Here is a 10,795-nt window from a genome sequence, read left to right on the forward strand (position 1 = left end):
TGATGTCCCGGGCCGGGTCCATCTTGGTGCTGATCGCCCACATCACGTCCTTCCAGTCGCGGGCGTTGATGTCGTGGTCCACGACGATCACCCACTTGGTGTACATGAACTGGCGCAGATAGCTCCAGACGCCCAGCATCACCCGCTTGGCGTGGCCCGGATAGGCCTTCTTCATCGACACCACGGCGATGCGGTAGGAACAGCCCTCGGGCGGCAGCCAGAAGTCGACGATCTCGGGGAACTGCTGGCGGATCAGCGGGATGAACACCTCGTTCAGCGCTTCTCCCAGCACGGACGGCTCATCCGGCGGCCGGCCGGTGAAGGTGGTCAGGTAGATCGGGTTCTTGCGCATGGTGATCGCCGTCACCTGGAAGACCGGGAACTTCTCGACGCTGTTGTAGTAGCCGGTGTGGTCGCCGTAGGGGCCTTCGTCCTCGTATTCGTCGAGCAGGACGTGGCCCTCGATGACGATCTCGGCGTGGGCCGGCACCATCAGCGGCACGGTCTTGGCAGGCACCAGATCGACCTTGGCGCCGCGCAGCAGGCCGGCGAACTGATATTCGCTCAGAGTGTCGGGCACCGGCGTCACGGCGGCCAGGATGGTGCCGGGATCCGCGCCCAGCACGGCGCAGGCGGGCAGGGGCTCTCTTTTCCCGGCCCGCTTATGGCGGGCGTAGTGTTGCGCTCCACCGCGATGGGCCAGCCAGCGCATGATGCAGCGGTCCTTGCCCAGCACCTGCATGCGATAGATGCCCAGGTTGAAGTCGTCCTCGCGGTCCTTGCCGGGACCCTTGGTGACCACCAGCGGCCAGGTGATCAGCGGCGCCGGCTCGCCCGGCCAGCAGGTCTGGACCGGCAGCTTGGTCAGGTCGATGTCGTCGCCAGTCAGGACCACTTCCTGCACGGGCGCCTTCTTCACCGTGCCCGGCCGCATGGCCATCACAGTCTTGGCGAGCGGGAGCATGTCCCAGGCGTCCTTCAGCCCCTTGGGCGGCTGGGGCTGGCGCAGGAAGGCCAGCAGTTCGCCGACCTCGCGCAGCTCGCCGGCGGTGGTGCGCGGCTCGCCGCCCAGGGTGACGCCCATGGCCACGCGCTTGACCGTGCCGAACAGGTTGGCCAGGGCCGGCATCGGCGAGCGGCTGCCGTCGGGCAGGATCACATTCTCGAACAGCACCGCCGGCCCGCCCGTGGCCAGCAGGCGCGTCTGGATCTCGGTCATCTCCAGCACGGTCGAGACCGGCTCGGTCACCCGCACCAGTTCGCCCTTCGCCTCGAGGACGTCGATGAATTCGCGAAGCGAGCGATAGGCCATGCCGGGGAACTCCTGAACGCGGCGGAACCTAGAGGCCGCCTCCCGCTCCGGCAAGGTCGCGCCGAAAAGCTTCGACCTAGGCGCCGCGCCCTCGGCGTGATCTCTGGCCCCATGACATTCGAGTTTGCAGCAAGATGACCGACGCCGCCCCCGCCGATCCCCGCGTCGTCCGCCGCGCGACGATCCTGCGCCTGGCCACGGGCCTGATCCAGGGCCTGCTGCTGTACGGCCTCTATCAGGCCGACAAGTCCAAGGTCTGGCCGGCCACTTCGCGGGAGCTGTTCGCGGCCCTGCTGCTGGTCTTCCTGTTCACGCCGTTCGTCGTGCTGGCCGGGGTCTCGGCCCTGCGTTTTCGCACCCTGGCGGTCTGGAAGGCCGTGGCCGTGATCGTCGCCGCCGGCCTGGGCGCCTATGGCGTGTGGAGCGGCGACCCCGCCGCCCGGGGCGTCGACGGCATGGGACCGCAGACCGTCCTGGCCGTCGCCGCCCTGATCTTCATCGGCCATCACCTGGTCCAGCCGGCCGACATGGAGCGGCGGCGGATCGCGCGCTTCGCGACCTATTTCGACGTCACCTGGAAGCACGGCGTGCAGGCGGTGCTGTCGCTGGGCTTCACCGGGGCGTTCTGGCTGCTGCTGTTCCTGGCCGCGGCCCTGTTCAAGCTGATCGGCGTCGACGCCATCGACCGGCTGATCAAGCACGAGGCCTTCGCCTTCCCCGCCACCTGCGTGATGTTCGCCGCCGCCGTCCAACTGACCGACGTGCAGACCAATCTGGTGCGCGGGGTTCGCACCGTGGCCCTGACCTTGCTTGCCTGGCTGCTGCCGCTGATGGCTTTGATCGCCGCGGGCTTCCTGCTGACCCTGCCGTTCACCGGCCTGGAGCCGCTGTGGAAGACCCGCAGCGCCACGGCCATCCTGCTGACCGCCGACGCCTTCCTGATCCTGCTGGCCAACGCCGCCTATCAGGACGGGACCGAGAAGACCGCCGTGGTGCTGAAATGGGCCGCGCGGCTGGCGGGCGTGCTGCTGGTCCCGATCACGGTGCTGGCCGCCTATGGCCTCTCCCTGCGCATTGGCCAGTACGGACTCAGCCCCGACCGGATCATCGCCGGCGCCTGCGTGCTGGTCGCGGCGGGATACGCGCTCGGCTACACGGTAGCCGCCGTGCGGCCGGGCGCCTGGATGAAGGCCCTGGAGGTCACCAACATCGCCATGGCCTTCGCGGTGATCGTGGTGCTGCTGGCGCTGTGCACGCCGGTTGCTGATCCGAGGCGGTTGTCGGTGGGTGATCAGATGAAGCGGCTGCATGGCGGCAAGGTTTCAGCCGAGGCGTTTGACTACCTCGCCCTGCGCTTCGATGACGGCCTTTTCGGTCACCAAGCCCTGGACGTCCTCCAGCGCGATCCCAATCCCGTCATCAAGGGAAAGGCGGTCTGGGTCGCGAGGCTCGACAGCAGGCCTTATCAGCCGGTGCAGACCGCGCGCCCCGATCGCTTCACGAAGACCAAGGTCTATCCGAAGGGCCAGGCCTTGCCCAAAAGCTTCGTCGATCAGGCCTGGAACGCCGAGGACGAACCCAACTGCCTTCCGGGCTACGCGGAGTGCGAGGCGGTGTTGGCCGACACCGACGGCGACGGCGTGGCCGAGGTGCTACTGTCCTACGGCCGGACCTTCGACATCTTCAAGGCCGATGCGGCCGGCGTCTGGACCAAGACGGCCGAGACCACCGCGTTCTGCGGGGATGTCGACAAGGCGCTGGAGGCCGGAGACGTCCATGTCGCCCCGTCCCCGCCGGCCCAGGACCTGGTCATCGGCGGCAAGCGGATGAGAATCGATCCTTCGCCGTCCTGCGCCAAGGGCGGGGAGACGGACGAGGTGGTCGTACTCCACGCCAAGCCCTAACCCACCCCTTCGCTCACCGCATTGAGCCGCGCATAGACCCCGCCCGCCGCCTTCAGCTCCCCATGCCGGCCCTCCTCGACCACCCGGCCGTTCTGGAAGACCAGGATGCGGTCGGCGCCGCGCACGGTCGACAGGCGGTGGGCGATGACGATGGTCGTGCGGCCGTGCATCAGGGCCTCGGCGGCTTCCTGGACCTGGCCCTCGGTCTCGACGTCGAGCGAGGAGGTGGCCTCGTCCATCACCAGGATCGGCGCGTCGGTCAGGAAGGCGCGGGCGATGGCCACGCGCTGGCGCTCGCCGCCCGACAGCTTGATCCCGCGCTCGCCGACCAGGGTGTCGTAGCCCCGGGGCAGGCGCAGGATGAAGTCGTGGGCGCGGGCCTTCTTCGCCGCCTCGACGATCTCTTCCTCGGTGGCGTCGGGGCGGCCGTAGGCGATGTTCTCGCGCAGGGTGCGGTGGAACAGGGCAGGGTCCTGCGGCACCACGGCGATGGCCCGGCGCAGCGAGCCTTGGGTCACCTGGGCGACGTCCTGGCCGTCGATGACGATCCGTCCGCCCTGCAGGTCGTGCAGGCGCTGGACCAGCTTGACGAAGGTCGACTTGCCCGAGCCCGTCGGCCCGACCAGGGCCACGCGCTCGCCCGGCGCGATGGTCAGCGAGAAGTGGTCGTACAGCGCAGCCCCGGCCGACTTGTAGCGGAAAGTCACGTCCTCGAAGACGATCTTCCCCGGACCGCGGACGAAGTCGGGCGCGTTCGGCAGGTCGGCGATCTGCGGCGTCAGGTCCTGCCAGGCGGCCAGGTCCTCGGTGTCGTCCAGGCCCTTCTGCAGCATGCGGATGTTCTCGCCCATGTTGCGCAGATAGCCGCTCATCAGCATGAACGAGGTGATGGCCACGACCACGTCGCCGGGCGTGGCGGTTCCCTTGGACCAGGCGTGGATCATCGCCGCCGTCAGCCCGCCTTGCAGCACCACCAGCAGCAGGTTCTGGCCCAGCCAGACATTGGTGAACTTGTGCCAGGTGACCATCACCGCCTCGCGCCAGGCGGCGGTGACCAGGGCGACCTGGGCGCTTTCGCGGGCCTCGGCGCCGAAGCTCTTGACGGTGGGGTTGGAGGTCACCGCATCGGCGAGGCTGGCGCCCATCCTGGAATCCAGGGCGTTGGACTTCAGGTTGGCGGGGCGGACATAGCGGGTGGTGACCACCACATTGACGGCGATATAGGCGACGACCACCGCCAGGGCGACGGCGCCGGCCAGGGGCTGGCGAACCATCAGCATCACCGACAGGCCGACCAGCACGATCACGCTGGGAGCCAGCCAGATGGTCACCGCGTCGGTGACGCTGTCATAGCCCCACATGGCCCGGGTCAGCTTGCGCACCGTGGCGCCGGCGAAGCTGTCGGCGTGCCAGTCGGACGAGAAAGCCTGGACGCGGGCGTAACCCTCGTTGGTCATCTCCTCCATGTTGCGCGCGGCCAGCGGGATCCAGAACCGCATGGCCAGGTTGCGGATCAGCGAGAAGCCCAGATAGACCCCGACGAAGGCCGCCCAGGCTTTCCAGACCGTGTCGACGGCCGATGGGCCTTGGCCGATCGCGTCGACCAGCCAGCCCGAGACCTGCGGCAGGGCCACGTCGAAGCCGATGGCCAGCAGGGTGAGGCCGACGCCCGCGAAGAACAGGCCTTTGCGGCGCAGCCAGAAGCGCGCGATGAAGCCCATCACCCTGGCGTTGCTCAGGGCGCGGCGGCGTTCGCCGTGGTCATCCTCGTCGATGTGGTCGGTCATGATGCAGGGTAGATAGGCGCTCTGCGTCCTCGAGGCGAGCCGAGGTTCAGCCTCGGTCTAGGGCTTGCGCGATCTGTTGCCTCGGCGCCGCGATCCGCCGAACGGCCGCCAGCGCAGGTACCAGCGGATGGCCGGCCCGATGATCGGGGTGCGCAGTAACGGCCGCACCGCGTGGGGCCGGGTCTTCAGGAAGCACATCACCGCCCCGATCCAGAACACCGTGGTCGGCATGTACGGCACGAACAGGCCGACCGTTCCGGTGGCGAACAGCGCCGCGCCCAGGCTGTCCAGCGCCCAGTGGGCCGGACGGGACAGGCGCTTGCGGGGCGGGCGGGGAGCATCGGTCATGCGGTGCGAATGTGGGGGATGAAACCCCGCACGGGAAGGGCCGTTTCGGAAAGCCCTGCCACAGGGGAGGGCGTGGCCTGGCGCCCGCGCGGTGCGCAGCCAGGCCCAGGACCCTAGGCGAACCGCAAGTGGCCCAGCGTGTCGCCGTGCAGCCTGGCGTCGATGCGGCCGCCGAACTTCGTCAGCGAGGTCAGCCGCGCCACCATGCCGACATCTCCGGCCCGCTCGAAGGCTCGCGCCGCGGCGGTCCACAACACGGTGGTGACCGGGTGCGGCAGCACGATCCCGGCGGCCAGGCCCAGGGCCAGCAAGGTCCAGGCTTCCAGGCGATCGACCAGAAGAGCGATGGGCGGGCGGGGCATGGCGGAAACCTTTCGAAGCGCGGTGCGGAGGTCACCCTGGGCCTCGGCGACCGATCAATCCAATTGATCCTTTTTCGGACCGAGATCGGATAACTCTATGGTCTCGGTTCGACACGGTTGCGCGAGGCGGGAGGCGAGGGCTAAGCCTTGCCCATGAACGACACGTCCACCGCCGTCCTGCCGGACGCCGCCGCCGGCAACTGGGTCGACCGCCATGCGCCGCCGGCCCTGCGGCCGTGGCTGAAGCTGGGCCGTTTCGACCGGCCGACGGGAATCTGGCTGCTGATGCTGCCGGGCTGGCAGGGCATCGCCCTGGCGGCGGCAGGGCAGGGGCAGTGGCCCAATCCCTGGCTGCTGATCGCCTTCTTCGCCGGGGCGGCCCTGATGCGGGCGGCCGGCTGCGCCTTCAACGACATCGTCGACCGCGACTTCGACGCCCAGGTCAGCCGCACGGCCCTGCGCCCGATCCCGGCCGGCCTGATCAGCGTCAAGCAGGCCTGGGCGTTCGTCGTCGGCTGCTGCCTGGTCAGCTTCGGGATCCTGGTGTGCCTGGGCTGGCTGGCCATCGGCCTGGGCGTGGCCTCCCTGGCCCTGGTCGCGGCCTACCCGTTCATGAAGCGCATCACCTGGTGGCCGCAGGCCTGGCTGGGCCTGACCTTCAACTGGGGCGCGCTGCTGGGCTATGCGGCCGCCACCCATCGGCTGGATGGGGCGGCCGTGCTGCTCTACGCCTCGGGCCTGTTCTGGACCCTGGGCTACGACACGATCTACGCCATCCAGGATATCGAGGACGACGCCCTGGCCGGGGTGAAATCGTCGGCCCGGCGGCTGGGTCAGCATACGCAGGTCGGCGTGCTGGCCTTCTATGTCGCCTGTTTCGCGCTGGCGATCGCGGCGGCCTGGGTCGGCGGGCTGGGACCGCTGTTCCTGCCCCTGGCCGCCCTGTTCGCCGTCCACCTGTCGCGCCAGGCGGCGGCCTTGCGGATCGACGATCCGGCCGGGGCTCTGGCCCTGTTCAAGTCCAACACCCAGGCCGGCGCGGTGCTGTTCCTGGCGCTGGCGGCGGGGATGTGGAAGCCGCCGGGGCTTTAGGCCCCCTCCGGCCCTTCGGGCCACCTCCCCCAGAGGGGGAGGATTAGAACGGCCCGTTGCGATAGATCCGCTCCATGCTCCGCTCCAGTTCGCCCAGCCGGCGGTCGTAGGCGCGGTTCAGGCAAGAGCGGTTGGCCCCGCACTTTCGGCGATCGCGCAACCACTGTTGCTGATCGTCCATCAGCGCGCCACGGCCGCCCATGGCCAGGGTGTGCTTGTTGATGTCGTAGAGCAGCGCCATCCGCACGTCCTTGTCGTTCAGGGCCAGGTTGGCGCAGATCGCCTTCTCGTCCGGAGCGCGGGCCTTGGCGCAGTCGTAGCTGGCGGCTTGAGCGGCCACGGGGACGGCGAAGGTCAGGGCGAGGGCGGTCAGGAGCAGGCGCATGGTGGTCTCCAAGGGGGCGTGACGTCGGGTCATTCTGTAAGCCGGAAGCTGAATGTGGCATGATGGGTTCCATGGCCGTCGCGTCTCGCATCAAGCCTCAGGAACTGTTCACGCCCCAGGAGTGGGCGCCGCTGTCGGCGCGCTCGTCCTGGAAAGGCCTGGCGATGGTCGCCCACGCCTGGGCGGTGATCATCGCGGCCGGCGCGATGTTCGTGATCTGGCCCAACCCGCTGACCTACATCCTGGCGGTGATGCTGATCGGCGCGCGCCAGCTGGGCCTGGCCATCCTGATGCACGAGGCCGCGCACGGGGGGCTGCATCCCAATCTCAAGGTCAACGACTGGGTCGGCGAATGGCTGTGCGCCGCCCCGACCGGCGCGTCCCTGGCCAAGTACCGGCCCTATCACCTGACCCACCACAAATACGCCCAGCAGGCCGAGGATCCGGACCTGGTGCTGTCGGCGCCGTTCCCCACCACCCGCGCCAGCTTGCGCCGCAAGATCGTCCGCGACCTGACCGGCCAGACCTTCTTCAAGCAGAGGTTCGGCCCGCTGCTGGGCAAGCTGAGGGCGGACCAGCCCCACCGCGTCTTCAGCGGCGAGGTCGCGCGGCAAAAGCCCTTCCTGCTGTGGAACCTGGGCCTGCTGGTCGTGCTCAGCGCCATGGGCCTGTGGTGGGCCTGGCTGGCGCTGTGGATCGTGCCGATGGCGACCTGGTTTCCGCTGGTCACCCGGCTGCGCAACATCGCCGAGCACGCCCTGGTGGCCAAGGACGAGCCCGACCCGTTCCGTCATGCGCGGACCACCCGGGCCAACTGGATCGAGCGGGCTCTGATCGCGCCCTATCACGTCAATTTCCACGCCGAGCACCACCTGTTCATGCACATGCCGTGCTGGAACCTGCCCAAGGCGCATCGGCTGCTGGTCGCCAAGGGCCGGACGGACGGCATGCTGACCGCCCCGGGCTATCTGTCTGTGCTGAAGGCGGCGTCCAGCCGCGTCCCGGCCTAGGGACCGACGCCGGGCCGTGCTCTAAGGCGGCCATGATCGAAGCCTCCCTGACCGGCCGCCGCGCCTTCATCCTGGAGAACACCCGGCTGCAGGCCCCGCCGCACACGCCGGAGCTTGCGCTGCATCTGGCCGACGAAATCACGCCGATCTGGAAGCTGACCGAGGAGGCCCTGGCCGAGATCGGCCTGCCGCCGCCGTTCTGGGCCTTCGCCTGGGCGGGCGGCCAGGCCCTGGCGCGCTACGTCCTCGACAACCCCGAGATCGTCGCGGGCAAGCGGGTCATCGACTTCGCCAGCGGTTCGGGCCTGGTGGCGATCGCCGCCATGAAGGCCGGCGCGGCCAGCGTGCTGGCGGCCGACATCGACGTGTTCTGCGAGGCGGCGATCGGCCTGAACGCGGCGGCCAACGGGGTGTCGATCACCTTCACCGAAGTCGATCTGCTGGACGCCCCGCCGCCGGCCGCCGACGTGCTGCTGGCCGGCGACATCTGCTACGAGCGCCCGATGGCGCAGGCCGTCATGGCCTGGCTGGGTCAGGGCCGCGCGGCGGGGGCCAGCGTGCTGATCGGCGATCCGGGCCGCACCTACTTCCCCAAGGACGGGCTGGTGAAGCTGGCCGAATACCAGGTGCCCACCACGCGGGAGCTGGAGGACATGGCCGTCAAGCGCACCAGCGTCTGGACTCTGCCGTGACGGCCATCTAGAACATAAAGAGAACAACTTCGGAGGCGCAACCATGCGCGAAGACGGCAAGATCGACTATATCGAGTGGCCCGCAGGCGACCTGCCGGCCACCAAGGCCTTCTACACAGCCGCGTTCGGCTGGGCCTTCACGGACTACGGCCCTGACTACGCGGCCTTCGAGGGCCAGGGCGCCGACGGCGGGTTCGCCACGCCGCAGGAAGGCTCGACCGACCGGCCGCTGGTGGTGCTCTACGCCCACGACATCGAGGCCATGCTGGCCAAGGTGACGGCGGCCAAGGGCGTGGTCACCAGGCCGATCTTCAGCTTCCCCGGCGGCCGCCGCTTCCACTTCACCGATCCGTCCGGCAACGAGCTGGCGGTGTGGAGCGAAGGCTAGGCGCGGCCGGGGACAGGCCCTTGCGGCGTGTCCCCATGTTCAAGCGCCGAGCCTGCCGACGGGGACACGCCGCAAGGGCCTGTCCCCGGCAGCCCGACAGAAAAACCGTCACGAAACCGCGATAAATCCGTCTCCGGACGATTTACAGGGCGGCGGACGGTGGACCAGGCAAGAACCTGCGGCGACTGCGGGATGTGCTGCAAGCTGATGGGCGTGGCCGCCATCGACAAGGCCCCGCACGTCTGGTGCGGCCATTTCCGCAAGGGCGCGGGCTGCGGGATCTACGCCGACCGGCCCAAGGCCTGCGCCGATTATGCCTGCTACTGGCTGGACGCGCCTAATCTCGACGACCGTTGGCGGCCCGACCGCGCGCGCTTCGTCCTGCACCGTGAGAACGGCGGCCAGACCCTGGTGGTCGAGGTCGATCCGGCCTCGCCCGACGCCTGGCGGCGCGCGCCGTACTACGACACCTTCAAGGCCTCGGCGGCGCGCGGCGCGGACAAGGGCCTGACCCTCAACGTCCTGGTCGGCGGGCGCGGCTGGGAGATCCTGCCCGACCGCGACGTCGATTACGGCCTGGTGCGCGAGATCCCGGCATGAGCGAAGCAGCCCCCGCCCCTGTTCTTTCCCCCGCCCCCTCCAAGTCGTGCGGCGACTGCGGCATGTGCTGCAAGGTCCTGCACATCAGCGAACTGGCCAAGCCGGCCGGCCAGTGGTGCGGGGTGTTCCGCAAAGGCTCGGGCTGCGGCGACTACGACGGCCGCCCCCAGGCCTGTCGAAGCTTCCATTGCCTGTGGCTGACCTCGGAAAAGCTGGACGGCGCCTGGCGGCCCGACAAGGCCGGCTTCCTGATGTATCCCGACCGCGACGGCAAGCGGCTGAACGTGGTGGTCGATCCGGGCAAGCCGGCCTCGTGGAAGCGCGAGCCCTATTATTCACGCCTCAAGGCCATGTCGCAGCGGGCCTATGACGGCTACGAGCTGCTGATCTGCATCGGCGACCGCCGGGTGGTGATGTTCCCCACCGAGGACGTCGACCTGGGCGTGCTCAATCCCGACCACAAGCTGGTCAGCGGCTATGTCGACAAGGACGGCCACAGGGTCCCGTTCGCCATGGTGCTGAGCGACGCTTAGGGGCGGGAATGACGAATGTAGAGAGTTAGAGGATCGGCCGAGCAGCCCGAAGCGCTGAACCTAGCCGCCCCTCTCAGAACTTCGGCCGAAACGCCCTGGGGCTCCAGCCGAAGTCGGCTCGCGCCGGGGCGTCGTCGAAGGTCAGGTTCTGGGCCATGCGGTCGCCCATGGTCGCCGTGGCGCCGGGATAGAACGGCTTGGCCAGGGTCAGCAGCAGGCGAAACAGCCAGGCCGGCAGGGACAGGATCGCCGGTCGACGGCCCAGGCCCGCATAGATCCGCTCGGCCATCACGCGGTAGGTCAGGGTCTCGCCGCCGACCAGGTCATAGGCCTTGCCGCGGGCGGCCGGGGCCTTGGCCGCGGCGATCGCGCCGGCGGGCAG

12 protein-coding genes and 1 pseudogene are annotated in these 10,795 nt (G+C 69.2%); 7 read left to right on the forward strand and 6 right to left on the reverse strand.

All coding sequences use genetic code 11. The features are described 5' to 3' along the window. Window positions 1-1,312 (reverse strand): UbiD family decarboxylase (locus WAL33_RS01920; RefSeq protein WP_422177945.1); only part of this gene is annotated, 1,312 nt, incomplete at its 3' end. Between the two features lie 134 nt (window positions 1,313-1,446). Here WAL33_RS01920 and WAL33_RS01925 point away from each other — a divergent pair. Then, on the forward strand, window positions 1,447-3,216 hold the full coding sequence (locus WAL33_RS01925; RefSeq protein WP_422177947.1) for a DUF4153 domain-containing protein: 1,770 nt from the start codon (window positions 1,447-1,449) through the stop codon (window positions 3,214-3,216). On the opposite strand, the gene WAL33_RS01930 is transcribed toward WAL33_RS01925, so the two are convergent. The 3 genes from WAL33_RS01930 to WAL33_RS01940 form a co-directional block, all read right to left on the reverse strand. Continuing rightward, window positions 3,213-5,003, reverse strand: coding sequence for an ABC transporter ATP-binding protein (locus WAL33_RS01930; protein ID WP_422177949.1), 1,791 nt, complete (start codon window positions 5,001-5,003; stop codon window positions 3,213-3,215). The two genes, WAL33_RS01925 and WAL33_RS01930, sit on opposite strands and share 4 nt — an antisense overlap. Before the next feature lie 57 nt (window positions 5,004-5,060). Next, window positions 5,061-5,351, reverse strand: a complete 291-nt coding sequence (locus WAL33_RS01935) for a DUF454 family protein (RefSeq protein ID WP_422177951.1) — start codon at window positions 5,349-5,351, stop codon at window positions 5,061-5,063. A gap of 113 nt (window positions 5,352-5,464) precedes the next feature. After that, window positions 5,465-5,713 (reverse strand): hypothetical protein, encoded by a 249-nt coding sequence (locus WAL33_RS01940; RefSeq protein WP_422177953.1) that lies wholly within the window; start codon window positions 5,711-5,713, stop codon window positions 5,465-5,467. A 153-nt stretch (window positions 5,714-5,866) separates the two neighbouring features. On the opposite strand from WAL33_RS01940, the gene ubiA reads away from it, so the two are divergent. Continuing rightward, window positions 5,867-6,805, forward strand: a complete 939-nt coding sequence (ubiA, locus tag WAL33_RS01945) for a 4-hydroxybenzoate octaprenyltransferase (protein WP_422177955.1) — start codon at window positions 5,867-5,869, stop codon at window positions 6,803-6,805. Window positions 6,806-6,848: 43 nt separating this feature from the next. Here ubiA and WAL33_RS01950 read toward each other — a convergent pair whose 3' ends face one another. Continuing rightward, entirely contained in the window at window positions 6,849-7,190 is a 342-nt protein-coding gene (locus WAL33_RS01950) for a lysozyme inhibitor LprI family protein (protein WP_422177957.1), read from the reverse strand. 71 nt (window positions 7,191-7,261) lie between these two features. Between WAL33_RS01950 and WAL33_RS01955 the strand changes: the two genes are divergently transcribed. The 5 genes from WAL33_RS01955 to WAL33_RS01975 all read left to right on the forward strand — a co-directional run bounded on the left by WAL33_RS01955 (window position 7,262) and on the right by WAL33_RS01975 (window position 10,413). Further along, window positions 7,262-8,200, forward strand: a complete 939-nt coding sequence (locus tag WAL33_RS01955; RefSeq protein WP_422177959.1) for a fatty acid desaturase family protein — start codon at window positions 7,262-7,264, stop codon at window positions 8,198-8,200. A 32-nt stretch (window positions 8,201-8,232) separates the two neighbouring features. Further along, window positions 8,233-8,892, forward strand: a complete 660-nt coding sequence (locus WAL33_RS01960) for a class I SAM-dependent methyltransferase (RefSeq protein WP_422177961.1) — start codon at window positions 8,233-8,235, stop codon at window positions 8,890-8,892. A gap of 43 nt (window positions 8,893-8,935) precedes the next feature. Then, a complete protein-coding gene (locus WAL33_RS01965) occupies window positions 8,936-9,280 on the forward strand; it encodes a VOC family protein (RefSeq protein WP_422177963.1) in 345 nt (114 codons plus the stop codon). A gap of 159 nt (window positions 9,281-9,439) precedes the next feature. Further along, window positions 9,440-9,880, forward strand: coding sequence for a YkgJ family cysteine cluster protein (locus WAL33_RS01970; protein WP_422177965.1), 441 nt, complete (start codon window positions 9,440-9,442; stop codon window positions 9,878-9,880). Next, entirely contained in the window at window positions 9,877-10,413 is a 537-nt protein-coding gene (locus WAL33_RS01975) for a YkgJ family cysteine cluster protein (protein ID WP_422177967.1), read from the forward strand. The genes WAL33_RS01970 and WAL33_RS01975 overlap by 4 nt, the downstream gene beginning before the upstream one ends. A 73-nt stretch (window positions 10,414-10,486) precedes the next feature. On the opposite strand, the pseudogene WAL33_RS01980 reads toward WAL33_RS01975, so the two are convergent. Continuing rightward, window positions 10,487-10,795: pseudogene (locus WAL33_RS01980) on the reverse strand (epimerase); the annotation flags it as partial.

This window comes from Caulobacter sp. (assembly GCF_049283275.1).
In the GTDB taxonomy this organism is placed as follows: domain Bacteria; phylum Pseudomonadota; class Alphaproteobacteria; order Caulobacterales; family Caulobacteraceae; genus Caulobacter.